We start from the raw sequence: 23,512 nt of genomic DNA, 5'->3' as shown, positions 1-23,512 counted from the left end.
AAGGGGACGGCTCGCGGCCGATCATTCAGATCGTCGTCTTTCCCTGGTCTGAGGTAGAGGCGTACCGGCCGACCAAAGTCGGTGGCGCGTTGCCTTCTTTTGGAGGCTGCGGGCGTACCGGGCATGGCGGGAGCCTGGGATCATGAGCGAATCGAAGGTTCCCCTTGCGGAGGGCTCGTACGTCGGTTCCCCGGCTGACGAGCTCGCGGGGCGCAAGAGAGGTCACCGGATCGCCGCGGGGGTGGACCAGCGGGTGCTGTTCCCGCGGTCCGGACGGCTGGAGCTCCATCCCGACCGCCTCGTGATCGGCGGCTGGCATGGTGGGTCCGATCTCGTGCTGCGGCCGGAGGAGGTGAGATCGGTGGCCAACGAGTACACCGAGCTGTACGGGCGGTTCGTCGGCGGGCTGCTGAACTCGGGCAGGCCGCTCATCATGGAAACGGTCACGGCCGGCGAGATCTACCTGATGGTGGATCACAAGACGTTCCTGGAGACCACCGCCAACCGCAAGTGGACCCGCCTGCTGAAGAGCTGGCTGGTGTCGGGCCATGGCTGAGCCGGGCATGGGACGAAGGTGGCGGACGGCCAAGCCGGTTTGGGCCGTGACGGCCCTGATGACGGTCTCCCTGAGCGTCCCGGCGGTCGGCGCGTCGGTCACGACGGGCGAGGCGGACCCGGTGGTGCAGACCGATCTGGGTCCGGTGCGCGGAGTCGCGACAGGACGCACGGAGCTTTATCAAGGCATTCCCTACGCCCAGCCGCCGACGGGGGCCAGGCGCTGGCGCCCGCCGGTCCGTCCTCGTCCCTGGACGGCGGTACGGGACGCGAGCAAGCCCGGACCGGCATGCGCGCAGCTGGACGAGACCGGTGGCGTCGCGGCGCATTCCTCCGAGGACTGTCTCTACCTCAACGTCACCGGCCCCCGCCGGAACCGTTCTGAGCGACGGCCGGTCGTGGTGTACCTGCACGGCGGAGCGTTCAGCTCGGGTTCGGGCAGCGACTTCGACGCCCGCCGCATGGCCGCCATGGGCGACGTTGTGGTGGTCACCGTCAACTCCCGGCTCGGCGTGTTCGGGTTCTTCGGCCATCCCCGGATGGCCGGGTCGGGTACCTACGCTCTGGCCGACCAGCGGGCCGCGTTGCGCTGGGTACGGGCGAACGCGCGGGCGTTCGGCGGCGATCCGGGAAACGTCACGCTGATGGGAGAGTCCTCGGGCGGGGCGAGCGTCTGTGCCCAAGTGGTCTCGCCTCCGGCGGCCGGGCTCTTCCACCGCGCGATCATCCAGAGCGGATCGTGCCTGCAGAGCTGGCCCAAGAACGTGATGGGCCCCGGGCTCGGCGCCATCTCCTATTGGGCGCCCCGAACGGCCGTGCAGGCTCGGGGCGCCGCGGCGGCAGCGGGGCTGGGCTGCGCGGGACCGGACGGACCGGCATGCCTGCGCCGGACGGACACCAGGAAGCTCCTGGCGTTGAACGGCCAGTTCGTCACCCCGGCGTTCGGGACCCGGGCGCTGCCCACCGACCCCGTCAAGGCACTGCGGACCGGCGCCTTCCATCGGGTACCGGTGATGCAGGGAAACACCCGGGACGAACACCGGCTGTTCGGGAGCCTCTTCGAGGCGGAGGAGCCCATCGATGACGCCCGTTACCGGGCTCTGCTGGCGACGTCCTTCGGAGAGCGCATGGCCCGTCGCGTCTACGTCAGGTATCCGCCCCGGGCGTACTCCGGCCAGTCGGGCTCCCCGGCCGCGCTGGCCTGGGCCGCGGTCGGCACCGACGTCGGATGGGTGTGCCCGACCCTCGCCGCCGACCGGCTTCTGGCCCGGCACATGCCCGTCTTCAGTTTCGAGTTCGCCGAGCCGAACGTGCCGGACTTCCTCGGCATCTTCCCCGAGGGCTACCCGCCCGGCGCCTTCCACGGCTCGGAGCTCCCCCTGCTCTTCGACATCGAGGGCACGTCCGTGCCACTCGACCCCGCGCAGCGGAACCTGTCCGAATCGATGATCATGTATTGGGCCGCGTTCGCCGCCCAGGGCGATCCGAACAGGGCGGGGCTGCCCCGCTGGCCGGGGTTCCCGGCGACCCAGTCGCTGGACTCCGCGCGCGGCGGAATCTCCCAGACCGATCTGGCCGCCGGTCACCACTGCCGGTTCTGGGCGTCACGGACATGAGGACTCCGTGGTGGCCGGCGCCGGGGGCGCGCCGGGCCGAGCCGCATCGTGACCCGGCCGCCGAAACGCCGGCAGGGTCGGCGCCGGCCCTCGTGGTCATCGCCGTCGCGGTGGTGATCGGCGCGCTGAACCTCTGGCCTAGTTACGCACGGGGAGCGGACACGCTCGCCAACGCCGACTTGGCGGCCGGGCTCGCCTGCTGCGCAGCCTTGGTGATGCGCCGCCGCCGGCCGGTCGGGCTGGCACTGGTCGTCACGGCGGTCTCGGCCGTGTCCCTGGCGGCCGGCGGCGCGGCGTTCGTGGCGACGCTGACGGTCGCCGTGCGGCGGCCCTGGCCCGTGGCGGTGGGGATCGGCGCGCTCGGCGTGCTGACCGGCATGATCGCCGTGGCTCTGCGTCCCCCTCCCGAGCTGCCCTACGCGGTGAGCGTGGCGATCGTCGCCCTGCTGACCGCCGCGACGGTGGGCTGGGGGCAGGCGATCCGCGCGCGACGCCAGCTCCTGGCCTCCCTCGCCGAGCGGGCCCACCGCGCCGAGAGCGACCGGCACCTCCGGGAGGTCGAGGCCAGGCGGCTGGAACGGGTGCGGATCGCCCGCGAGATGCACGACGTGCTCGCCCATCGCATGTCCCTGCTCAGCGTGCACGCCGGCGCGCTGGAGTTCCGCCCGGACGCCTCGCCGGAGGAGATATCGCGCGCCGCCGGGGTGATCCGCAGCGGCGTCCACCAGATGCTCGTCGACCTGCGCGAAGTGATCGGGCTGCTGCGCGAGGACCCGGTCGACGGCGCGGACGCCCCGCCGCCCTCGCTCGCCGGCGTGGCCGGGCTCGTCGAGGAGTCGCGGCGTGCGGGCGCACAGGTCACATTGGACATGGACGTCGGGGACGTGGAGGCGGTGCCCACCCTGGCCGGGCGCACCGCCTACCGGGTCGTCCAGGAGGGATTGACGAACGCGCGCAAGCACGCGCCGGGCATGCCGGTCACCGTCACCGTGCGGGGTGAGGCCGGGCATGGGCTGGAGGTCCAGGTGCATCAGCCGCTGCCCGGCCCCGATCGCGGGCGTCCGGCGATTCCGGGGACCGGCACCGGCCTGACCGGGCTTTCCGAGCGTGCCACGCTGGCCGGCGGGCGGCTGGAGCATGGCCCGGTGGCGGACGCCCACCTGCTGCGCGCGTGGCTGCCATGGGAGGCGTGATGCCGGAACCGATCAGGGTGCTGCTGGTCGACGACGAATGGCTGGTGCGGGCGGGCCTGGCCACCATGCTCGGCGGCGTCGAGGGGATCGAGATCGCCGGCGAGGCCGCCGACGGCTCCGCGGTGCCCGCGGCGGTGCGTGCCGCCCGCGCCGACGTCGTTCTCATGGACATCCGGATGCCGGGGACCGACGGCCTGACGGCGACCCGCCTGCTGCGCGCCGCCGCCGACGCCCCCGAGGTCATCGTCCTGACCACCTTCGACACCGACGAGCACGTTCTGCATGCCCTGCGCGCGGGCGCCGGAGGGTTCCTGCTCAAGGACACCCCACCGGCCGAGATCGTGACCGCGATCCGCCGGGTGGCCGCCGGCGAGCCCATGCTCTCCCCGTCGGTCACCCGCAAGCTCATCACCCATGTCACCGGCCGGGATCACCAGACCCGCACGGTCGCCCGCACCCGGCTCGCCTGCCTCACCGACAGCGAGCGCCGGGTGGCAGAGGCCGTCGGCCGCGGGCTGTCCAACGCCGAAGCCGCCGCCGAGCTGTACATGAGCGTCACCACCGTCAAGTCGTACGTGTCACGCATCATGCGCAAGCTCGACCTGAACAACCGCGTCCAGATCGCCCTGCTTGCCCACGACGCCGAGTGAGCGTCGCTGGAGGAGGGCACCCGGGCGGCCTCGGCCAGCCGGGCCCAGCGCGCGGGCCGACATGCGAAACACCCGGGCGGCCCGCCGGTGGCCTGGCACGATGAGGATCTGTCGAGGTCGAAGCCGTACTGCCAGCGGCCAAGCCGTCTGAGCGAGCGTCAACCGGGGGTCCGCATGGCCGACGTTATCTATCGTGTCGCGGACGCCACGGAGCGGCCAGCCGTGGCGGAACTGTGGCGGAAGGTCGAGAGTGACGCCGAGTACATGCTCGCGGAACCCGGCGAGAGGGCTGCCCCCTTGGAGGACCGGTCGTTCGAGGTCGTGGCCGGCCGTAACCCGCTGCTTGGCACGCTGCGCGTTGCCGTCGGGCGGTTCCAGCGGGTCGCGCACTGCGGGCATCTCGTGCTCGGAGTGCTGCCCTCACACCGAGGACAAGGAATCGGGACGGGCCTGCTGCACACGCTCATCAATCACGAAGCCCCCGAACGGGGCCTGACCCGGCTGCAGTTGAACGTCGCCGTCGAGAACCCGGCGCACCGGCTGTACCAGCGGCTGGGGTTCACGATCGAGGGCGTACGCAAGCACGCAGTGATCGTGGATGGGATTCCGCGCGACGAGTACGCGATGGCTCTCCTGCTGTAGCCAGCCGGCGCTGGCCGGGTCGTCGCGGAACCGCAGTTGGTGGGCGCGGACGGTGCCCAGTATGAGGGCGGTGCGACAGTGCTGTTGCGCTGCACGTCGCCTCATCTGGCAACGCGCGGGGTGGCGAACATGTGCCGCCCCGCGCGTGCCGGTGTCTCGACGGAGGTTCGGCTCTCAGTGCCGAAGAGAAGGGGCCTGCCCTGACCTGTCATTCAGGCCATGTGCCAGCGGGGTCAGGCGCGGAAGGCGACGTGGGCGGAGAGCCGTTCGCCGCTGAACAGGAGGACTCCGACGCTTCCCGTGGTGGTGACGGACCAGTTCTGGTTGCCGGAGGGGTTGTTCACCCACCCCTTGACCGAGCAGGACTGGACGTCCCGGCACAGATGCTGGGCGATGGCTGGCTTGCCCGGGTTCACGCCGGACACCACGTCGATGATCGCGGTCTTCTTGTTGCACTCGATCTTGCCGTAGTGCCAGACGCGGCCTCCGACGGTACCGGCGCTGGCGTAGGTGCGGCACTGCAGACTCTGGTTGGCGAAGTGGCCGCTCCAGGGGCCGTAGTCCGTCTTCTTGATCGTTGTCGCGGCGGCCTGGCCTCCGGCGGCCGCGACCGACCCCGTGTCCGCGACGCGCGCCGCGGGCTTCGGCGATGACGTCGACTCGATGGTGAGGCCGGAGACCACCGCTCCGCCGGCCAGGGCGACGCCCAGGGCGCCCGCCGCGACGAGTGCGTTCTTCCGTTTCATGGCTGAACCCTTTCTGGGGGACGGGCACATCTACTGAGCGATTCAGTCCCGTCGTTGACAATCAGCGAAGTTAGCGAGCCGACTCGTTCGCGTTTCAGGGCCTTAGGGCCCTGAAACCGGAGAGCGGGGACCTCAGTCCGGCACCGCGTGCAGTGGCGGCCGACCAGAAGTACGCGCCAGCGCGATCCGCTCCAGCCGCCCATTGAAGAGGCATTCTGACTCAATGCGCTCTTTCGCCTTCATCGAGGACTTGGCGACGGTACTGCCGGGGAGATATGGCGTAGGCAATCCGGAAAGCGCGGTGAAGTGGGCTGCGTCGCTCGTAAGTGACGCGGACTCGCGTTATGAACGCTGGATCAGTGGGTGGGCCTTCAGCGGTCAGTGGTGCCTGCTGCAAGCAACGCCCCGAGTGCTGCGGACACCGATGATGTGAAGGGCACCTCGGGTGGGAGACGGTCACGGTCCCAGCCCGGGCCTCCGACCACCACCTGGAGCGCAGGATGCGTGGTGCGCAGGTCTGTGAGCCAGGACGGGTCACCGGTCTCGGAGGTCTGCGACCACACGAACACCGTGTGCGCCCCGGTACGGGCTACCGCGGCTGCCAGGGCCGATGCCGGCACTCGCGCACCCAGCATGAGTCTCGCCGCGCCGATCTCGGCCAAGGCGGCGGCCAGCACGAGGACCGGCAGGGCGTGCTCCTCTTCTGGGGCGCATGCCAGCACCACGGGACTACGAATCCGCCCGGCTGGAAACTGCGTCTGAGGCGACGTCACCGCAAGTAGACAGCGCGATACCACGGCCGACAGTAGATGCTCCACTTCCACGTACTCGCCAGTGGCCGCATGCTTGCGTCCGAGGTCGACGAGCAGCGGTACGATCACCTGCTCCCATGTCGCAGTGACGCCCTCGTGTCGCAGAGCCGATTCCAGGATGCCGGTCATCACAAGCTCGTCCAGCGCCATCGCCGCATCCGCGAGGTTCCTGATCCGCGTGACCTGCGATTCGGCATGCTCGGCGGCAGAGATCTCAAGCTCTTTGTGGCTGTCGGCGGCACTGTGGCTCTGCGGCCCCTGGTCCTGCCCGTGCGGCGTGTGCAGGACCGCCTCAGCGGCCTCCGCCGGAGGCGCTCCTGCGGAGATCATCTGCTGCATGGTCTCCAGCCGGGCGACGTCGGCCTGGGTATAGCGGTGATGCCTGCCAGGGCCGCCGCCCGTCGGGCCCACGCCGTACTGGCGATCCCAGACGCGCAGCGTGGAAGGCGCCACGCCCAGCCGACGCGCCACCTCCGCCACCCCCAGCCCGCCTATTTGGGGACCGGCCTCCCCGGGTGTCAGGTCGTCCATGCTCATCCCCTACCCAGGAAGGACCGCGAAGAGTTAGTGGAACCGTCGGCTGCAACCCACGCTTGCCGCCCAGAGGCGTGGGTCTCGCTCTTTGCCGCACCGCCTATCCGACTGGCAGGGGATTAGGAGATCCGAGAAGCCTGCGTCCTGCGGCCGGGGTCAGGCGAAGGAAAAGAGTGCGGCGGCTTGAACGGGCGTGCTCCCTTGGCGACGTCCGGGAACATCGTGGACGGTGGCCGCGCCTTCGGAGCGGAGCTGGCCAGCCCCGGCATCCCGGGCCATGACGGCGGCGTAGGCGCGGATCTGCGCGGCGGTGAGATCCGTGCGGCCGCGCTCGGTGTACTGCTGCAGGAGTTCGGTGACGTCCGGATCGAACCGCAGCATGGTCACCGGTGCGTCGAAACGCCTGGCCATGGCGATGAGTCGCGCGCGTGCCCGCGGCGTGACGTTCGTCGACTCGGCGACCGCGGTGCGGCCCGTGGCGAGCCTGGCGACGATCCTGCGGTCACGTTCCTCGAAGATCGCTGCGTCCGCCGCGTCGGATCCCGCTTCCGCAGGTGAGCCGCCGAAAAGCTCCGCGCGGATCTCGTCGCTGGACACCACGGCCTCCGCGTCGATCTGCCGGCGCGCGATCAGGGCCTGGACGAAGCTGGTCTTGCCCGAGGCTGGTGGGCCGACGAGGACGACGAGTCCTGCCGGCACCCGGATCACCGGTGCGAGAGGGGTGCGAGGTGAAGGCTCCTGCGCGGTCGAGGGCTTCGTGTCGGGAGCCGACGAGCACTCCGCTGGGCAGTCGCTCCTCGCCGGGCAATCCGGCTGCCATGGAGGCGGATCCTGAGCGGAGATGAACCGTGAACAGCCAGCATTCGTCTTCGTCGCCGCCTCCGCTGCGATGCTCTTCTGGCGGACGCGCGGCTTCCTACGCCGGTCCCGCAGTGGCCAGAGCGACCGGCCACCGAGGGACGACCCTACTAATAGCCGCCGTGGCCACGCGTGCGGGTGCTTGCCGTCAGACGTCCCGTGCCATGGCCGCCAGGTGTTCCAGTCCTCCGCGCGCTTCGATCGCCGGTTCGAGAAACCGGAATGACACGTGGCCGACGGGACTGCGATCATGCGCGCCATGATCTTGTTGTGGGCGGGGGTGCACCGTGCAGCCACTGCGTCCGGCTGATCCGGTCGCGATCGGCGGCTATCCGCTGCTCGGCCGGTTGGGCGAGGGCGGGATGGGGCTGGTCTACCTGGCGCTGGCCGGAGGGGGCCGCCACATCGCGTTGAAGGTCGTGCGCGAGGGGTTGGACGATCCGCAGGTGCTGGCGCGGTTCCGGCGGGAGGCGCAGACCGTGGCGCGGGTGCGCACCCGGTACGCGGCGGCGATGGTCGCCTCTGGCCTGATGGAGGAGCCGTTCTGGCTGGCCACCGAGTACGTGCCCGGCCCGACGCTGCGCCAGGCCGTGCAGCGGTACGGCCCGCCTCCCGTCGGCACCTGTGTGCGGCTGCTGGCCGCGCTGGCCACGGGGCTGGCCGAGGTGCACGCCCAGGGTGTGGAGCACCGCGACCTCAAACCCTCCAATGTGGTGCTGGCCCCGGACGCCCCCAAACTGATCGACTTCGGGATCGCGCGGGGCGAGGACCAGACGCAGATCACCCGCACCGGGGGCTGGAACGGCACCCCCGGCTATGTCGCGCCCGAAGTGCTGCGCGAGCAGGCGTTCGGGCCGCCCGCCGATGTGTTCTCCCTCGGGGTGACGATCGCCTACGCCGCCACGGGCCGTCCGCCGTTCGGCGCAGGTCCGGTCGAGGCGGTGCTGCTGCGCACCATCAACGACGAACCCGACCTGGCCGGGCTGCCCGCCGAGCTGGCGGCACCGCTGGCGGCGGCGATGGCCAAGGACCCCGCTGATCGTCCAACCGCACAAGAACTGGCCGCGGCATGCGGGGCACCTGCGCGAACGGGCAAAGCCGATACCGGCGACCGCCCCGCCGCCCCACGCGGTCTGCAGGATGGGTTCGCCAGTGACTCCGCGTACCAGCACATCACCGCGCTGGCAGCGCAGCCAGTTCCGGCGGACGTGGCAACAGCGGTGCGGCAGGGGCTGGTACCGCACGGCCACGGGAGAACGAGAAGGCTACGCCGCACAGGCGTCATCGCCGGTGCCGCGGCCGCCGTCCTGGTCCTGGGATCGGCGGTCGCTTTCCGCTACCTCGACAGCGGGGACGGCGACAACAGTGACCGGCCGCCCACCGGCCGCCCCGCCGCCGGCGCGACGGTGACGGCCGCCTCCCGGCCGTCGTTCGAGGGGTCGGTCTCCGATCTGAGCGAGGGCCGCTCCGGCTTCGGCTCGTTCCTGAAGAACAACATCGGCCGCAAGGTGCGGCTCAAGGTCGGCCTCAACATGGACCTCAAGATCACCGACGGGAAGGGCGCCGCCATCGACACGAGCGGCGCCGAACACGACAACGTCATCTTCCAGGTCTGGTCCACCTGCGAGGGCGGCCTTCCCGAGAACGAGAAGCCCGAAATCGGACGTTGCACCGCCTACCACGTGAACATCGGCAATGACGAGCGCCCCTGGAGAGGGCTCAATTTCGTGCACGGCGAGTTCGTCTTCCAGGGCAACTTCGAGGTGTCAGGCGGAGACGACTACCAGGGCCTGACCCTCTACTCCCTGCTCCCCGTGGCGGCCGACTGACCTCCGCCGCCCAGACCGGATACCCCCGTATCGCCCAGACACCTGAGGCCCGGGCCGACTACGTCCCCCACCACGACGCCGTGGGGAACCGGCCGGCCCACTGCGTCGTCGATTACTGACGTGACTGAAGTGACCCCCGCCCTGTCCGACGACCACAAAGAACTGATCTCCGACCTCTGCGGGATCGTCAGCGACTACCCCCACGGGAGTCCGTCGGCGACCCTTGGTCTGCTCGCCGACGACGCGGCGGACGCGCTCGCCCGCATCGGCACTCCGCAGGGGCGCCGGGAACGGACCGGGTACACAATCCTGCTCCACACCACGTGCTGGTATGTCGCCGCACGCGTCTTCAGCAAGTCCCTCTTCGCGTCGTACACGCAGGCCCTGAAAGGGGTGCGGGCCACGCTCGACCCGGCGTCCTGCACCTGCCCGGACGGAGCCCACCCCACGGACGTGGACGACGAGTACGGCGTCGAGGCCGGGGTGAGCATGCTGTCCGAGGCCGGCCGTGCCGTGTTCGCCGAGGAGTACGGGCTGGAGGGCGAGGAGCTGGCGGCGTTCGACTGCGAGGCGTTCCTCGCCGGCCTCGCCGACGGGGCCACCGTCCGCATGCGCGAGGCCCACGAGGAGCTCTTCGGCAGTGTGGACGTCTCCCACCTCGACGCGCGGTTCCTCCGGGACGGCGGCGGGATCGACATCGTCGCCCTGCAGGAGGCCATCCGGCGTTCCTGGGAGGCCAACACCGGCCCCGTCGCACTGTGGTCCGCCCGCCGCTGGCTGGCCGGGCAGGTGCGCGACGAGGAACGGATCGGCCTGTTCCTGTCCCTGTGGATGGGCATCGCCCAGACCTACGAAGGTCTGCCTCCCTCCTACACCCGCGAACTGGTCGCGGCCCTGGACACCATCGACCCGGACGCCTCGTGCGAGCACCCCCAGCACCCCTGGTCCGCGACCACGCACGTGGACTCCCGGTACGAGGCGGTGGTGCATCTGTACGCGCCCGAGGACTACCCGGACACTCCGGTGCCCGTCGAGCTCTCGGCCCGCGAACTGTGGGAATGCCCGGCGCACTACGCCGAGCTGGCACGCGGTGCGCGGGAGGCCGTCGAGCAGTGGCGTCACATGCGCGGCGGCGAGGAGGAGGACTGGTAGGTCCTGATGCGTGCCGCCCCGCGGCCCCCGACACTCACCCGCCTGGGCTCTTTGTGGTGGTGATCCGCGTAGATCAGGGCTGCGCCAGCAATCGGTCGACCAGCCCGGCGATGTAGTCCGGGGTGAGCGGGCCCGCGCCGAACAGGACGCGGATGTACATCGGGGCCATGATGTGGTCGAGCACGCCCAGCACGTCGGGTGGATTCTCGCCCCGTTCGCCGGCGCGGTCGAGCATGGCCTGCATGAACCGGGTGCGTTCGGCGAGAAAGTCGTCACGCGCCCGCAAACCCTGTTCGCCCCTGTTCGACAGGGCGACGGTCAGGCGCAGCACCGCCAGACCGTCGGGTCCCGTGATCTCGCGCGCCACCTGAGCCGCGTAGGCGTGCAGGTCACCGGCCAGACTTCCGGTGTCGGGCATCGGCGACTGCGCGTTCAGGCGCGTGAGGACCACGTCGGTGAGCAGGGCTTCCAGGGTGCCCCACCGGCGGTAGATGCTGGTATCGGCCACGCCCGCGCGGGCCGCGACGTCGCCGACCGTGAACTCGCCGTAGCCGCGCTCGCCGACCAGGTCCGTCACGGCCTGGTGCACCGCCGCCCGGACACGGGCGCTGCGCCCGCCGGGCCGCCGGACCGGTCGTCGCTCTTCCATGCCCTCACCTTAGCGCAGCTCGTGGTTGCGTTAATGACGCCTGCCGTCTACTCTCTCCTAAAGCAGTTAAGAGCTGCTTTAGGAGGAACGATGAAGTCTGCACCGCCGGTGGCCGTGCCGAACAGGGCGGCGTTGCTCACGGTGACCTGCCTGGGGCAGTTCATGGTGCTGCTCGACAACACGATCGTCGGGGCGGCGCTGCCCGACATGCAGCAGCGGCTGCACATCGAGTTGACCGGGCTGCAATGGATCGTCGACGCCTATGTGCTGCTGGTCGCCATGCTGTTGCTGTCCGGCGGCGTCTTCGCCGACCGCTTCGGCCGCAAGAGGATGTACCTGGCCGGCGTCGTGGTGTTCACCGCCGCGTCCGTCGTGTGCTCCGCGGCGCCCTCGCTCGGCTGGCTGGTCGTCGGGCGGGTTCTGCAGGGCATCGGGGCCGCGGCGCTGAGCCCCGCCTCGCTGACCCTGCTCGCCGCCGCGTATCCGGTTCCGCAGGAGCGGGTCAGGGCGATCGGGCTGTGGGCCGGATTCAGCGGAATCGGTCTGGCCGCCGGCCCACTGGCCGGTGGTGTTCTGGTGGAGGCCTTCGGCTGGCCCGCCATCTTCCTCGTCAACGTGCCCGTCGGCGCGGTCCTGCTGGTCGCCGGGCTGCGCGTGCTGGACGAGTCCCGCAACCCGAACGCGCCCTCGATCGACGTCCCGGGAACGGTCCTGTCCGTCCTGGGCGTGGGGGCGCTCACCTACGGGCTGATCGAGGGCGGCGCCCGTGGCTGGACCTCGCCTGTGATCCTGAGCAGCTTCGCCGCAGCGGCCGTGCTCCTCGCCGTCTTCGTGGTCGTCGAAGGACGGGTATCGGCGCCGATGCTGCCATTGCGCCTCTTCCGGCAACGGCTGTTCACGGTCTCCAACACGGCGATGATCGTGGTCGGTTTCGCGCTCATGGGCTCGTCGTTCTTCTTCTCCCAGTTCTTCGTCTACGTCCAGGGCAGCTCGATCCTGCGAGCCGGGGTGCAGACCCTGCCCGCCACGCTCGCGATGGTCGTCATCAGCCCGTTCGCGGGCCGGTTCGCCGCCCGGTACGGCTTCCGGATCATGGTCACCTTCGGCCTGATCCTGGCCGGGCTGGGACTGCTGGCCCTGGGTTTCGTGCACGCCGACACCGGCTACACGAACGTCTGGTGGCGGCTGGCCGTCGTCGGTATCGGGTTCGCCCTGACCATGTCCCCGCTGACCGGCGCCGCCATCCAGTCGGTCAGTCCGCAGGAGGGCGGTCTGGCGTCGGGTGTCAGCAGCACCACCCGGCAGATCGGCGCGGTCCTCGGCGTGGCGGTGCTCGGAGCCGTCGTCCGCACCCGGGAATCCGGTGGCGCCTCCCTTGAGGACGGACTCAACAGCGCCTTCGTGGTGGCCGGCGTCGTCACTTTGGCCACAGCCGTGTTCACGGGCCTGTGGCTGACCAGGAGCACACAACGGTCACGGCCGACGAGCCCGACCCCGCGCGTTGCTGAAGACACCATGAGCCACTGACACGGCCAGGAAGCCGACCGTTGGTGATGTGGGCGCGGAGCGGACCGGCGACGCGCCGCTCATGCGGCCTGGCGTGCGAATGTCGAGGCCCTTGCCGAGCTCCACGCTGTCGTCGGTGTATCAGGAGCAGCGAAAAGCCCACGTCTCGCAACGAAAGGCTGCGTCCTTCGCTCAGTCCAGGTAGAGGCGCTCGGCCAGGCCCGCGGCGGTGAACGCGGCCAGGATGTCGTCGGGGCCTTCGGTGAAGTGGGACCAGCTGTCGACGTGCGCTGGGACGATCCGTCGCGCACCTAGCATCGCGGCTGCGGTGGCTGCCTGCTCGCTGTTCAGCGTGAGCAGAGCTTGGTCGAGGAGAGGCGTGCGGACGGCGCCCGCGAAGATCACCGCTGTGTCCACGGGGCCCAACCGGTCGGCGATCTCCTGGACGAGTCCCAGCGAGGCGTTGTCGCCGCTGACGTAGACGCTGGGAAGATCGGGTGCGGAGAGCACGAAGCCGATCACGTCGCCGGTGACGGGTTCGCAGCCCTCGGGCCCGTGGCGCGCCGGGACGCCGGTGACGGTGAGCCGGCCGCCGTCGGGGCGGGGGAGTTCGTGAGCGTCCCACGGCGCCAGGCCGAGCGCGTTGCCGCCGAGGCGCCGCGCGCCGCTCTCGGTGGTGTAGACCACGGGAACGTTCGGCAGCAGGGCCCGTCCGGCGTGATCGAGGTTGTCGGGGTGCTCGTCGTGCGAGAGCAGTACGGCGTCCAGGTGACCGATCTCGCTCGCCTGGACGGCGGCTGATGCCGTCTTGCTGAGGAACATGCCGGGGCCCACCTCGTAGTCGCCCGGCTCGTCGAACGTGGGATCGGTCAGGATGCGCAGCCCGCCGATCTCGATGAGAGCGGTGGGCCCGCCGAAGACCCGAACGCGGGCGGCGCCGGCGCGAGAATCCGACATGAACACTCCTCACGTTATTAATGGATTTCTCCGTGAGGACACTAGCATGACGTCACGGAAGAACCAAGCAGTTAACATGAGAAGATGAGTCCAACGGACGCTGCGGCCTCACGACACCTCCTGCCCCCTGCTCCGGGCGATGACGGACGTCCGGCGCTGGCACTGGCGAATACCTGGCTGGTCACCCCCGCCGGCACGACCGACATGATCGGTGATCGGGAGCTCGCGACGGCCTGGCTCGTCGAGCGTGATCTGATCGATTCCGGGCTGGCGCTCGGTGACCCCTGCACGGCGCGCCTGCGCACGTTGCGGCACAGCATCCGCGAGTTGCTCACTGCTCTGACGCAGAAGGAGCCCGCGCCTCAGCATGCATTGACCGTGGTCAACGACGCTTTGACCGCGGTGCCGCGCGCGCAACTGCTGGCCTGGAGTTCCGAACAGGGCTTGTATCGGCGCCGGCTCCATCCGCTGGACCAGGCCACCGACCACATTCTCGCCGAATTGGCCGCCGACGCCGCCGACCTCCTCACGGGTTCAGATGTGCCCAAACTTGCTGCGTGCGCTGCCGAACCCTGCTCTCGGTTCCTCGTGCGCACCCATGGAGCCCGTCTCTGGTGCTCAGTGCGCTGCGGAGATCGGGTCCGGGCGGCACGGGCCTACGCCCGACGGCGTCGGCCTTCATCTACCTAGCGGCCTGCCCGAAAAAGGTCTCGGAACGATGCCCGGCGTCACGCGAATGCACCTGCCGTCCCGGTGCCGTCGGTAGTGGCGAAGCGCAACTCCGGCAACACCCGCGCTGTCACCCCGGCGGCTCTGCACGCTCAGGCCCCCGCAGCTGATCCAACCCTCGACCACGTCATAGCGCCGCCCGGCCACGGGACTCGAGGGCGGGACGCCTTCGGCACCTTTGATCAGCTTCCTGGCGTGCGTTCTTGGGGCGGGCTCAGTGCTCGCGGCATCCGACAGCAATGCGCGCCTGACACTGTGCACGCGCTTCGTAATGCCTCCACCGATCTGCGGCGGGTCGGTGAACTCAGTGCCGGTCCAGCCCCTGAGAGGGGTTTTTGCGCGCACCCCCGGTGGGGGCGACCGTGCAGGTCCGCGCACGTCGGCTGACCCGCCGGCGAGTGGCGCTTTTGTCGGGCCTGGGCGCGTATGCGGTTCGACGATAAGCCAAAAATGGCTTGATATTAGACAAAAGTCGTCAACTGGATTTAATTGCGTTTCTGAGTGGTCATAGCATGCGGTGTCCCGATGGTTAGCAGTGCATGCCCTTGTTGGTTTTGTTGGATCCTGCCTAAACTCGCCCGGGTCGGGTGAGTTTTCGGAGCAGTCAGAGAAATGAAAGGCTAGGCGTGGCCGACGTGTCGGAAGAATGCTCGCCGTCTATCTCGCGACGGGCGGCGCCAGGGGACTCGTTATTCGCCGCATTTGATCCGGTCCTCTTTCGGAGAAATTCCGAAACGGTCGCCGCGCGCCTGGAATCGCATCTGGCGGACCGGTCCGTCCGGGGCCTGGACCTCGCGGATCCGGACGTCCTGGCGCAGGCGGCGCGGGCGTTGATGACCGTCGAGCGCGAGGGCATCGCCGCCTTCGACGAGAAACGGCTGGCGGCGATCGTCGACCTCTATCTCCGCACCGGCATCCAGGTGCACTCGCCCGGATACATGGGACGGCAGTTCTCCGGCACCGTCCCGCTGGCCGGCGTCATCGACTTCGTCGGCTCGGTCGTCAACCAGCCCTCGTCCTACTACGAGGCGGGGCAGCTGCCGATCACGGCCGAACGGATCATGGCCGAGGAGCTCAACCGGTTCATCGGCTGGGACCCGGGCTCCTTCGCGATGGTCACCACGTCCGGGGGGTCGCTGGCCAATCTCACCGCGCTGCTGGCCGCCAGGAACCGCGCCTATCCCGGCATCTGGGCGTCCGGCGAGCATGGCGGTCGCGGCCTGCCCGCCATCGCGGTCAGCGAAGAGGTGCACTACAGCGTGACCCGCGCGGCCGGCGTCCTCGGCATCGGCGAGAAACGGATCGTCCGGCTGCCGGTGGACGCGCGAGGACGCATCGCCGTGCGCCGGGTGCCCGCGGTGCTCGCCGCCGCCGAGCGCCGTGGCCTGGAGGTCTTCTGCCTGGTGGCGTCCGCGGGCACCACCGCGCTCGGCGCCTTCGACCCGATCGACGAACTGGCCGGTATCGCCGCCGAAGGCCGTATCTGGCTGCATGTCGACGGGGCGCACGGCGCGAGCCTGCTCGTGTCGGACGTGCTGCGGCACAAACTGCGCGGTATCGAGAAGGCCGACTCGCTGACCTGGGACGCGCACAAGCTGATGTTCGTCCCCGCGCCCTGCACCATGCTGTTCTACCGCGACGCGGGGGACGCCCCCGAGGCGTTCGGCCGCCGTGCCGCCAGCTACGTCCTCGACGAGGAGCCCGACGCGCACTGCGCGTTCGACAGCGGCGACAAGAATCTCGAGTGCACGAAACGGCCAATGATCATGCCGTTGTGGGCGCTGTGGGCGGTGTACGGGCGCGCCCTCTTCGCCGAGAAGATCGAGCAGTTGTGCCGGACGGCGTACGAGGCGCACCGCATCCTGCTCGACGAACCCGATTTCGAGGTGCTGCACGAGCCGGAAGCCAACATTCTCTGTTTCCGTTACCGGCCGGAAGGCGTCGCCGCCGACCGTGTCCACCGCCTGCAACTGCGAATCAGGAAACAGGTAAGGCTCGCCGGACGGTTCTTCATCTCCAAGGTGGACGTGCAGGGAACCGCGGCACTGCGCATCGTCTTCATGAACCACGAGATCAGCGCGGAGCATTTCCGAATGCTCCTCGCCGAGATCAGGAGCACCGGTGAGCGGCTGCTCCGTGGTGATCTCCCCGAATGACGAACCCCCCGTGACGAACAGGAGCGCGACATGACCTCGACGATTCTCACGCCGGTCGGCCGGTCACCCGTGGACGGCCCGGAACTGGCCGCGCGGCTGATCCCCGAGGAGGAGATGCGGCCGTGGTCGGTGGACGCCGTCCCGGCGCTGCCCTCCTTCGCGAGCAAGTTGCGCGAGTGCGAGCGGCTCTGCGGCGTCCCCTACGCCGAGACTCCGCACGATGTCCAGGACGCTCTGGTCCTGCGCCGCCTCGGCCAGATGATCAATACGGCGCTGCTCAACCCGCTGTGGCGGGAGCGGCTGACGGCCTCCGGCATCACCGGTCCGCCCGCCACCTTCGAAGAATGGGAACGGGTGCCGCTGTCCGACAAGACCGTCCAACGCGACATGTTCACGGGCGCCCGCGCCGGAATGGTGGTGCCGCTCGCGCACGGCGGGTTCGAGGTGGTCGCCAGCGGCGGCACCAGTGACGGGCTGCCGCTGGAGATCGTCTACTCGCTGCGGGAGCTGCACGACACCTACCGCATCGCCGGCGCCTTCATGGGCACCTACCAGCTCCGCGACCACCTGGCCGGCGGCGACCCCAAATGGCTGTTCACGAACCTCGCCGACTACCAGATGTGGAGCAGCGGGACCATGGTCGGCGGCGTCCTGCAGCAGGTCCCGGGCGTCAACTACATCGGCGCCGGTCCCGTCACGGGTCCCGTGCTGGAGCACATGTTCTCCTACCCCGGGCCCAAGGCCATGATGGGCATCTCGGCGGGCATCGCGATCCTCAGCGACCTCGGCGCCGGACTGAGCCCCCAGGCGCGGGAGAGCTTCCGCGTCGCGCTGTACGGCAGCGGCGTGCTGCCGCACCGCAAGCGCGCCGAGCTGCGCGCGGTCTTCCCGAACGTCGCGATCCTCAGCTACTTCGCCGCCACCCAGGCCGAGACCGTCGGTCTCCAGTTGAGCGACGACTCGCCCTGGCTGGCCGCGGTGCCCGGCCTGCACCTCGTGGAGGTCGTCGACGACCAGGGCCGCGCGGTCGCCGAGGGCGAGGAGGGCGAGCTCGTCGTCACCCGGCTGCACGCGCACGAGGCGCCGCTGCTGCGGCTCAAGCTCGGCGACCGGATGATCCGCCGCCCCGCCCTCGACGGGCCCGGCCTGAAGACCGGCCGGTTCGAGTTCGCCGGCCGCACCGCCGACGTGCTGCACATCAACGACAGCCAGTACTCGGCGGCGATCGCCTACGCCGCGCTCCGCGACCGGCTGCGCGAGACGACCGGCATGGACCTGGACGCCGCCGCGCACGAGATCCAGTTCGTGAACAACCGCGAGCACAAGACCATCACGCTGCTCGCCGCGGTCGACGACGCCGACGGCCACACCTGCGCGCTGTCGGCCGCGCTCGGCCCGGCCGGCGTCCACCAGGTCTTCGTCGGTGCGCTTCTCCGCTCCCTGTCGCTGTTCAACGACCGGGAGGCCACCCCGGAGGCGGTCGAGCGGACCGGCTACCGCTTCCAGCTCGCGTTCGTGCCCCGGTCCTCGCCCGAGATCGAACGGACGGCCGTCGGCAAGGTTCCCCTCGTGCGCGACCGGGGCTGAGGGACGGCGACCGACCAGAACAGGAGTGCCAGTGAAACCCCACGTCAACATCGTCGTGCTCGTGGACGCCGTCGGAGCCCTGTCGGACGGGACGCTGCACAACGGCAACCTCTCCCTGGTGGACGACGGAGACTTCGAAAGCCACGGCCAGGGCACCGTCGACCTGTGCACGATCGTCGTGCCCGGGCAGGTCGTCCAGTGGACCGCGATCGCGATCGACGTCCAGACGACCGCCGAGATCTCCGCCATCACCTTCCTGCCCCCCGGCGGAGCCGCCCCGGCGCGGGCACCGGTCTGGGAGGCGCCGTCCGGCGGCCACGAGAACCTCGACCTGAAGGTGTGGGAGGGCGTCGTCCCGGCCCACCTCACCCGCGGCGTCCCCTACCACTACCGGCTGGAAGTGCAGATGCACGAGGGCCGCCACAGCGTCCTGCATCTCGACTCGCCCGCGCTGATGTGCGCGTGACCCCACCAGCGACCCGAAAGGCGCATCCATGGCGCAGCAGCAAGGGATCATCGTTCTCGTCGACATCGCCAACGCGCTCCAGGCCGGAACGCTCACCGGCAACGTCTACCTCTTCGACAACATGGCCTTCCTCGGCTCGACCGGACAGGGCACACCGGACCTGGTGACCATCTGCCCCGGCACGTACTGGGCGGACGGGTCGCAGGCCACCGAGCAGGTGCTGAACTGGCTGCCCGCCAGTCTCGGCTCCATCCCTCCGACCGTCCCCCGCAGCTACCACGCCGACCGGGCGCAGGCCACCGACCAGGAGGCGCTGGAGGAGATCGCGGGTGTCGCCGACCGGGCCGGGGACCCGTCCGTCGACACGGCTGCCGAACTGGAGGGCCTGCGTCGCCGCGTGGGCGCCCGCGCCCGCAGGCCGCGCGGGGGCCGAGCCCCGGCCGTCGGCAAGGTCCTGGACGTCACCGGGAACGTCGTCACCGGCGAGGGGCAGGCCTACAACCACCCCAACCCCGTGATCACCGACATCACCGGCCAGGCCGTGGACGAGAAGGTCATGTATCCCGCCCAGTACGGCTCGCCGGACATGGTGTCGGACGGCTGGTACTGGGCGGCCTCGGTCGACACGGCCCGTCCCGGGACGTACCGCTACACGATGCACATCCAGTTGCACGAGCTGGTCTGGCGCAACGACGAGCCGTCCTGGGAGCCGGTCGACTTCACCTGCGACTCCGCCATCAAGGTCATCAGCGATCCCAAGCGCAACGCCTTCACCGGGGCGGGCCTCGGCGCGCTGCCGATGCCCTGAGCCCGCATCCCCCCGAGTCCCGCACCGAACGGAGAAGCCGATGCCCAGCAAGGCCAGACCACCCGAGTCCCGGCCCGTGTCGATCACGGCGGTGATCGACCCGGTCGCGGCCCTCGCCTCCGGAACCCTGGAGGGGAACCTGTACCTGTACGACACCAACAAGGCCGAGGGGTCGACCGGCTTCGGCACGGTGGACCTGCGCACCCGGGTGCGCTCCGGCGACCGGATCATCTGGAACGTCGTCGTCCTGGAGTGCGAGACCTACGCCGCCCTCGACGGCATCGTGATCGACGAGAAGTTCTGCGCGCCCGAGCGGAAGGTCTACCCCAACACCGACATCACCTACTGGACCGCGACGGTGAAGCGGCATGTCGCCGAGCCCGTCTCGTACCGGCTGAAGTTCCGGCTCGGCACCGTCACGGAGCCGTACGCCATATCGACGCCGGCCCTGGTCGGCCAGAGTGCCACCGGAAGGGGGCACCGATGACCACCGAGGCCCGCGGTCAGCTCAACTCCGTCCAGCTCAACGTCGTCACCCTGGTGAACATGGAGCGCGCCGCCCGGACCGGCTCCCTCGACGACGCGCTCTACATGATGGACAACAGCGTCGGCGGGGTCGGGCAGGGCACCGACCACCTCGAGACGATCTGCAAGCAGGGGCAGGTGATCAACTGGATCATCCGCCCGATCGAGATGCACAAGCGCCCCGACGGCACATGGCCGCCGATGCCGAAGATCAACAACCTGGTGTTCCTGGACACCGAGCGGGGCGACGAGGAGGACGTCGCCGAACGTCGCGTCATGACCGAGCTGAAGATCTACGGGATGCCGGACCTGATGCGCTCGCCCTACACACCGATCTACTACTACTGGGCGGGGGCCGTCCTCAGCACCGCCCGGCCGGGGCTGTACCGCTACCGCCTGGTCCTCGAACTGGAGCAGGACGGCACGAAGGAGAAGCTCTACCTGAACACCAGGAACCACCCGTCGATCCGAGTCCTCAAGGTGTGACGGGCGGTCCCGGTGCCGCGCGGACCCGGTCAAGGAGGACCGGGCCCGCGCGGACGGGCAGCCTCGCGGTCACTGCGGACGGTCCTCGGAACGATCTTCCGATCTCGACGGTGGCGAGGGTTCGTCCGGCGCCTTGCCGGAGACTCCCGGACGCCTGATCCGGGTGCGGGTGCGCTCGAACCAGGCCGGTACTTCGCGTTCGTCGTCGAAGCCGCGGGCGACGACGATGTCGGTGGAGGAGTGCGCCAGGATCGACAGGGTGATGGTGACTCCGACCAGGTGGAAGATCTTCTCACCCGCCGGGATGCCGGACTCCAGGACCAGCAGCCCGTAGACGACCGAGGCGAAGCCCTTCGGGCCGAACCACATCACTGCCGCCTGCTCCCGCGCGGTCAGCCCGGAGCGCAGGAACGACACCCAGATCGCCACCGGCCGGGCGACCACCAGCGCCAGCACGGCGAAGGCCCAGCCCGTCCAGCCGACGTCGCCGAGGAACGCGGGGGACAGCAGCGCACCGAACACCAGCAGCGCGGCGAGCTTGAGGAGTTCGGCGACCAGCTCGCCGAACTGCTCGAACGCCTCCCGGTGCCGGTGCCCGACGGTCGCGACGGTGACCCCGGCGGCGAAGGCCGCCAGGAAGAGGTTGCCGTGCGTGGCCTGCGCGGTCGCGAGCACCAGCAGCCCGATCGCGACGGCGTTCAGCGGCTCGTACTTGGGCGAGATCGCGAACCACCGGGTGCGCACCAGCATGATCGCCGCCCAGGGGATCGCCACGCCGATGGCCAGACCGCCGGCCAGTTCGGCGCCGAGTTCGCCCAGGTGCAGGTTCTCCTCGCCCTGGGCGATCGCCAGGAACAGCACCACGAACGGCAGGACGAGCCCGTCGTTGACGCCCGACTCGACGTTGAGCAGGTGCCGCAGCCGGGGCGGGACCTTGTCGTTGCCGACGAGCGCGGCGGCGAACACGGGGTCGGTCGGGGTGAGGACGGCCGCGATCAGCAGTGACTGCACCCATCCCAGGCCGACGACGTAGTGCGCGAGCACGGCGGTGACCAGCAGGGTCAGCGGCAGGCCCCAGCCCAGCGCGCGTCCGGGCAGTCGCCAGGCGCTGCGCAGGTCCTGCCAGCCCGCGTGCATGCCGTCGGTGAACAGGACCGCGAACAGCGCCAGCTCCGCCAGCTCGGACACCAGCGTGTCGCCGGGCCGCAGCGTGATCACCCCGGTGACGCCGTCACCGAGGAGGAACCCTCCGACCAGGAACAGCGCCGCCGTCGACAGCACAGTGCGGTGCGCGAGGCTGGACACCAGGACCGCCAGCAGCAGCAAGGCGGAGAAGGCGAGCAGGAGGTTGGGCATACCGGGGCTCTTTCGGGAATGGCGGACGCAATGCCGACCAGACTTCCCGGCTCACCGGCCACGACCCTAACGCGAATCCAAGCGCGCTTTCCACACGGCCTCCAGGCGAGCACCCTGGCACCCGCGCCGTCGACTACGTCGAGCCGACGAGGTGCGCCAAGGCTGCTGGGAGGAGCGCCGAGGACCGAGGGACCGAGACCTGGCGCGCCCGGCTTTCCGCGGGGCGAGGGTCCGGTGGTTGAACCGCCAGGCTCCGGCGATGACGAGGACGGCCGTGGCCGCGCCCAGGACCGCGGTGCCAGCGAACTGGACGCCGTTCTTCAGCGCCACGGGGACGGCAACGACTCGCGGCTCGCCGACTGCAGGAGCTACGTGACTTCACGGGCTCCTGTTCCCCGAGATGCCAGCCTTATCGAACGTTGGCGCATCGGACGCGTCGAGGCTGTCGGTGGTGGTCAGGATGCGAGCGCCTCGGCGTCACGGTCGTACTCGTGAGCGGGTGGATTACCGCTGCTCGTCGAGGGGCCTGTTGATCTGATCGATCCGCTGGATCCGGCCGTCGGGCGCCAGCCGGCCGAACATGTAGACCTCTGCGGTGAAGGTCTTGCCCTTGCGCATTCTGGTGCGGAGGGTCCAGCGTGCGCTTATCTGGTCACCGCGGACCAGCGCCTGGTGGATCTCCACCCCGGTGTGTTCGTCGGCTGCCATGGCCGCCTTGTCGACGTTCTTGCGGACGGGCCGGACGTGGTCGATCATCCGCTGCCGGTCGATCACCAGGCCCTCGTTGCAGTACTCGAAGTCCGGCACGAAGTAGCGGTCGAGGATCGCGCCGGGTTCCTCCTCTGACAGGGCCATGTCCCGGGTGTAGGTGACGAGGAAGTCGACGAGGTCGCGCTCGGTGCTGATGCCCATGATGCCCCTTGTAAGAGTAGGCAATACGCTTACGCTGGACTGTACCGCACCCCCGTAGGGTTTCCCGTTATGCGCGTTTCCCACCCCGGGCCTTCTGGCCGCCTACACCGGTCTGGCACCCCGAACAGCCCTACCGACCCGACCACAGATCCGCAGCCCAAGCCGCAGGACCCGCTGGATCCGGCGCCCGACAGGCCCTTCCTGGCACCCTAGGATCGATGATCACTGACACCTGATCACGCTGCTGCGATGACGGCGGCAAGGAGGACGATGAGCCAGTTCTTCCAGATCGGCGAACGGGTCCTCTGGAATCCCGCAACAGGAGTCGCTCAGGTCTTCCTGCGAGCGGCAGAGTCGTTCGCCACGCTCACCGACCTCCCCACAGGCCTCGGCCCGATGGACGCGGACGAGTGCGAGATCGACATCGACGTCTTCAGCGTGTTCGTCGACACCCTCATCGACCGCTACACACGCTCCAACCACGTGATCCTCCGATCCCTGATGCAGGGATTCACCGCGACCGCCATCGTCCTGGTCACCCGCGGCGGAGGTCATCTACCAGCGCTGCAATCCTCGGACAACCCGGACATCGCGTCGCTGAAAGAGCTCAGCCGGCACCACGGCCGCGCGATGGTCACCTGAGCCACCCGCCGACCCAACCCTTGACGAATCCCATAGGGACACCCCCTACGCGCGCGGCGAGATCCTGCGGCTCGCAGTGTCAGCGAGCCGCAGGATCTGGGCTTGTCTGTCGTGGGTTGGTTGATCGAAGACCGCCGCCGAAAGCG

23 protein-coding genes are annotated in these 23,512 nt (G+C 69.8%); 16 read left to right on the top strand and 7 right to left on the bottom strand.

Annotated elements, in window-relative coordinates; translation table 11 throughout:
• Positions 1 to 142 precede the first annotated feature (142 nt).
• The 5 genes from ABWI04_RS01925 to ABWI04_RS01905 all read left to right on the top strand — a co-directional run bounded on the left by ABWI04_RS01925 (position 143) and on the right by ABWI04_RS01905 (position 4,656).
• The gene (locus ABWI04_RS01925; protein WP_345173902.1) at positions 143 to 556 is read left to right on the top strand and encodes a hypothetical protein; all 414 of its coding nucleotides are present in this window, start codon (positions 143 to 145) and stop codon (positions 554 to 556) included.
• Positions 549 to 2,171, top strand: coding sequence for a carboxylesterase/lipase family protein (locus ABWI04_RS01920; protein ID WP_353831161.1), 1,623 nt, complete (start codon positions 549 to 551; stop codon positions 2,169 to 2,171). The genes ABWI04_RS01925 and ABWI04_RS01920 overlap by 8 nt, the downstream gene beginning before the upstream one ends.
• Entirely contained in the window at positions 2,168 to 3,364 is a 1,197-nt protein-coding gene (locus tag ABWI04_RS01915) for a sensor histidine kinase (protein WP_353831160.1), read from the top strand. The genes ABWI04_RS01920 and ABWI04_RS01915 overlap by 4 nt, the downstream gene beginning before the upstream one ends.
• The gene (locus ABWI04_RS01910) at positions 3,364 to 4,014 is read left to right on the top strand and encodes a response regulator (protein ID WP_345173893.1); all 651 of its coding nucleotides are present in this window, start codon (positions 3,364 to 3,366) and stop codon (positions 4,012 to 4,014) included. Before ABWI04_RS01915 ends, ABWI04_RS01910 begins: the two co-directional genes overlap by 1 nt.
• Before the next feature lie 174 nt (positions 4,015 to 4,188).
• On the top strand, positions 4,189 to 4,656 hold the full coding sequence (locus ABWI04_RS01905; protein ID WP_353831159.1) for a GNAT family N-acetyltransferase: 468 nt from the start codon (positions 4,189 to 4,191) through the stop codon (positions 4,654 to 4,656).
• 233 nt (positions 4,657 to 4,889) lie between these two features.
• On the opposite strand, the gene ABWI04_RS01900 is transcribed toward ABWI04_RS01905, so the two are convergent.
• From ABWI04_RS01900 to ABWI04_RS01890, 3 genes are all read right to left on the bottom strand, one after another.
• The gene (locus ABWI04_RS01900) at positions 4,890 to 5,402 is read right to left on the bottom strand and encodes a hypothetical protein (RefSeq protein ID WP_345173889.1); all 513 of its coding nucleotides are present in this window, start codon (positions 5,400 to 5,402) and stop codon (positions 4,890 to 4,892) included.
• A 371-nt stretch (positions 5,403 to 5,773) separates the two neighbouring features.
• On the bottom strand, positions 5,774 to 6,745 hold the full coding sequence (locus tag ABWI04_RS01895) for a MerR family transcriptional regulator (RefSeq protein WP_353831158.1): 972 nt from the start codon (positions 6,743 to 6,745) through the stop codon (positions 5,774 to 5,776).
• A 159-nt stretch (positions 6,746 to 6,904) separates the two neighbouring features.
• A complete protein-coding gene (locus ABWI04_RS01890; RefSeq protein ID WP_345173885.1) occupies positions 6,905 to 7,456 on the bottom strand; it encodes an AAA family ATPase in 552 nt (183 codons plus the stop codon).
• A 437-nt stretch (positions 7,457 to 7,893) separates the two neighbouring features.
• Here ABWI04_RS01890 and ABWI04_RS01885 point away from each other — a divergent pair, with 437 nt between their 5' ends.
• Both ABWI04_RS01885 and ABWI04_RS01880 read left to right on the top strand, forming a co-directional pair.
• Complete coding sequence (locus tag ABWI04_RS01885) at positions 7,894 to 9,435, top strand: serine/threonine-protein kinase (protein WP_353831157.1); 1,542 nt, start codon at positions 7,894 to 7,896, stop codon at positions 9,433 to 9,435.
• Positions 9,436 to 9,555: 120 nt separating this feature from the next.
• Positions 9,556 to 10,587, top strand: a complete 1,032-nt coding sequence (locus ABWI04_RS01880; RefSeq protein ID WP_353831156.1) for a hypothetical protein — start codon at positions 9,556 to 9,558, stop codon at positions 10,585 to 10,587.
• A 73-nt stretch (positions 10,588 to 10,660) separates the two neighbouring features.
• Here the strand turns inward: ABWI04_RS01880 and ABWI04_RS01875 are convergent, their stop codons facing one another.
• Positions 10,661 to 11,236, bottom strand: a complete 576-nt coding sequence (locus ABWI04_RS01875; protein ID WP_353831155.1) for a TetR/AcrR family transcriptional regulator — start codon at positions 11,234 to 11,236, stop codon at positions 10,661 to 10,663.
• 90 nt (positions 11,237 to 11,326) lie between these two features.
• Here ABWI04_RS01875 and ABWI04_RS01870 point away from each other — a divergent pair, with 90 nt between their 5' ends.
• Entirely contained in the window at positions 11,327 to 12,763 is a 1,437-nt protein-coding gene (locus ABWI04_RS01870) for an MFS transporter (RefSeq protein WP_353831154.1), read from the top strand.
• 171 nt (positions 12,764 to 12,934) lie between these two features.
• Here ABWI04_RS01870 and ABWI04_RS01865 read toward each other — a convergent pair whose 3' ends face one another.
• Positions 12,935 to 13,699: an MBL fold metallo-hydrolase gene (locus tag ABWI04_RS01865; RefSeq protein WP_353831153.1), complete on the bottom strand. Its 765-nt coding sequence runs from the start codon at positions 13,697 to 13,699 to the stop codon at positions 12,935 to 12,937.
• 84 nt (positions 13,700 to 13,783) lie between these two features.
• Here ABWI04_RS01865 and ABWI04_RS01860 point away from each other — a divergent pair, with 84 nt between their 5' ends.
• The 7 genes from ABWI04_RS01860 (at position 13,784) to ABWI04_RS01830 (ending at position 20,456) form a co-directional block, all read left to right on the top strand.
• Entirely contained in the window at positions 13,784 to 14,389 is a 606-nt protein-coding gene (locus ABWI04_RS01860) for an ABATE domain-containing protein (protein ID WP_345173868.1), read from the top strand.
• Between the two features lie 665 nt (positions 14,390 to 15,054).
• Positions 15,055 to 16,584, top strand: a complete 1,530-nt coding sequence (locus tag ABWI04_RS01855; protein WP_353831152.1) for a pyridoxal phosphate-dependent decarboxylase family protein — start codon at positions 15,055 to 15,057, stop codon at positions 16,582 to 16,584.
• Positions 16,585 to 16,614: 30 nt separating this feature from the next.
• The gene (locus ABWI04_RS01850) at positions 16,615 to 18,171 is read left to right on the top strand and encodes a phenylacetate--CoA ligase family protein (protein WP_353831151.1); all 1,557 of its coding nucleotides are present in this window, start codon (positions 16,615 to 16,617) and stop codon (positions 18,169 to 18,171) included.
• Between the two features lie 31 nt (positions 18,172 to 18,202).
• Positions 18,203 to 18,637, top strand: coding sequence for a DUF8788 domain-containing protein (locus ABWI04_RS01845; protein WP_353831150.1), 435 nt, complete (start codon positions 18,203 to 18,205; stop codon positions 18,635 to 18,637).
• A 28-nt stretch (positions 18,638 to 18,665) separates the two neighbouring features.
• A complete protein-coding gene (locus ABWI04_RS01840; RefSeq protein ID WP_345173859.1) occupies positions 18,666 to 19,445 on the top strand; it encodes a DUF8788 domain-containing protein in 780 nt (259 codons plus the stop codon).
• 40 nt (positions 19,446 to 19,485) lie between these two features.
• Positions 19,486 to 19,932 carry a DUF8788 domain-containing protein gene (locus ABWI04_RS01835; protein WP_345173857.1) on the top strand — a complete coding sequence of 149 codons (447 nt, stop codon included), beginning with the start codon at positions 19,486 to 19,488 and terminating at the stop codon, positions 19,930 to 19,932.
• Positions 19,929 to 20,456 (top strand): DUF8788 domain-containing protein, encoded by a 528-nt coding sequence (locus tag ABWI04_RS01830; RefSeq protein WP_345173854.1) that lies wholly within the window; start codon positions 19,929 to 19,931, stop codon positions 20,454 to 20,456. Before ABWI04_RS01835 ends, ABWI04_RS01830 begins: the two co-directional genes overlap by 4 nt.
• 69 nt (positions 20,457 to 20,525) lie before the next feature.
• On the opposite strand, the gene ABWI04_RS01825 is transcribed toward ABWI04_RS01830, so the two are convergent.
• Positions 20,526 to 21,812 (bottom strand): cation:proton antiporter, encoded by a 1,287-nt coding sequence (locus ABWI04_RS01825; protein ID WP_353831149.1) that lies wholly within the window; start codon positions 21,810 to 21,812, stop codon positions 20,526 to 20,528.
• Between the two features lie 504 nt (positions 21,813 to 22,316).
• Positions 22,317 to 22,724, bottom strand: a complete 408-nt coding sequence (locus ABWI04_RS01820) for a nuclear transport factor 2 family protein (RefSeq protein ID WP_353831148.1) — start codon at positions 22,722 to 22,724, stop codon at positions 22,317 to 22,319.
• 270 nt (positions 22,725 to 22,994) lie between these two features.
• On the opposite strand from ABWI04_RS01820, the gene ABWI04_RS01815 reads away from it, so the two are divergent.
• Complete coding sequence (locus tag ABWI04_RS01815; protein WP_353831147.1) at positions 22,995 to 23,366, top strand: DUF6086 family protein; 372 nt, start codon at positions 22,995 to 22,997, stop codon at positions 23,364 to 23,366.
• The last annotated feature ends 146 nt before the right edge of the window (positions 23,367 to 23,512 follow it).

The sequence above is a fragment of the Actinomadura sp. NPDC000929 genome (genome assembly GCF_040492065.1).
Classification (GTDB): Bacteria; Actinomycetota; Actinomycetes; order Streptosporangiales; family Streptosporangiaceae; genus Spirillospora; species Spirillospora verrucosospora.
The sequence above is the reverse complement of the archived record's forward strand: the minus strand, read 5'-3'. Positions and strand labels throughout refer to the sequence as shown.

Coding starts and splice junctions, on each gene's coding strand:
- ABWI04_RS01925 (WP_345173902.1), top strand. CDS start 143: ATGAGCGAATCGAAGGTTCCCCTTGCGGAGGGCTCGTACGTCGGTTCC.
- ABWI04_RS01920 (WP_353831161.1), top strand. CDS start 549: ATGGCTGAGCCGGGCATGGGACGAAGGTGGCGGACGGCCAAGCCGGTT.
- ABWI04_RS01915 (WP_353831160.1), top strand. CDS start 2,168: ATGAGGACTCCGTGGTGGCCGGCGCCGGGGGCGCGCCGGGCCGAGCCG.
- ABWI04_RS01910 (WP_345173893.1), top strand. CDS start 3,364: ATGCCGGAACCGATCAGGGTGCTGCTGGTCGACGACGAATGGCTGGTG.
- ABWI04_RS01905 (WP_353831159.1), top strand. CDS start 4,189: ATGGCCGACGTTATCTATCGTGTCGCGGACGCCACGGAGCGGCCAGCC.
- ABWI04_RS01900 (WP_345173889.1), bottom strand. CDS start 5,402: ATGAAACGGAAGAACGCACTCGTCGCGGCGGGCGCCCTGGGCGTCGCC.
- ABWI04_RS01895 (WP_353831158.1), bottom strand. CDS start 6,745: ATGGACGACCTGACACCCGGGGAGGCCGGTCCCCAAATAGGCGGGCTG.
- ABWI04_RS01875 (WP_353831155.1), bottom strand. CDS start 11,236: ATGGAAGAGCGACGACCGGTCCGGCGGCCCGGCGGGCGCAGCGCCCGT.
- ABWI04_RS01870 (WP_353831154.1), top strand. CDS start 11,327: ATGAAGTCTGCACCGCCGGTGGCCGTGCCGAACAGGGCGGCGTTGCTC.
- ABWI04_RS01865 (WP_353831153.1), bottom strand. CDS start 13,699: ATGTCGGATTCTCGCGCCGGCGCCGCCCGCGTTCGGGTCTTCGGCGGG.
- ABWI04_RS01860 (WP_345173868.1), top strand. CDS start 13,784: ATGAGTCCAACGGACGCTGCGGCCTCACGACACCTCCTGCCCCCTGCT.
- ABWI04_RS01850 (WP_353831151.1), top strand. CDS start 16,615: ATGACCTCGACGATTCTCACGCCGGTCGGCCGGTCACCCGTGGACGGC.
- ABWI04_RS01840 (WP_345173859.1), top strand. CDS start 18,666: ATGGCGCAGCAGCAAGGGATCATCGTTCTCGTCGACATCGCCAACGCG.
- ABWI04_RS01835 (WP_345173857.1), top strand. CDS start 19,486: ATGCCCAGCAAGGCCAGACCACCCGAGTCCCGGCCCGTGTCGATCACG.
- ABWI04_RS01830 (WP_345173854.1), top strand. CDS start 19,929: ATGACCACCGAGGCCCGCGGTCAGCTCAACTCCGTCCAGCTCAACGTC.
- ABWI04_RS01825 (WP_353831149.1), bottom strand. CDS start 21,812: ATGCCCAACCTCCTGCTCGCCTTCTCCGCCTTGCTGCTGCTGGCGGTC.
- ABWI04_RS01820 (WP_353831148.1), bottom strand. CDS start 22,724: ATGGGCATCAGCACCGAGCGCGACCTCGTCGACTTCCTCGTCACCTAC.
- ABWI04_RS01815 (WP_353831147.1), top strand. CDS start 22,995: ATGAGCCAGTTCTTCCAGATCGGCGAACGGGTCCTCTGGAATCCCGCA.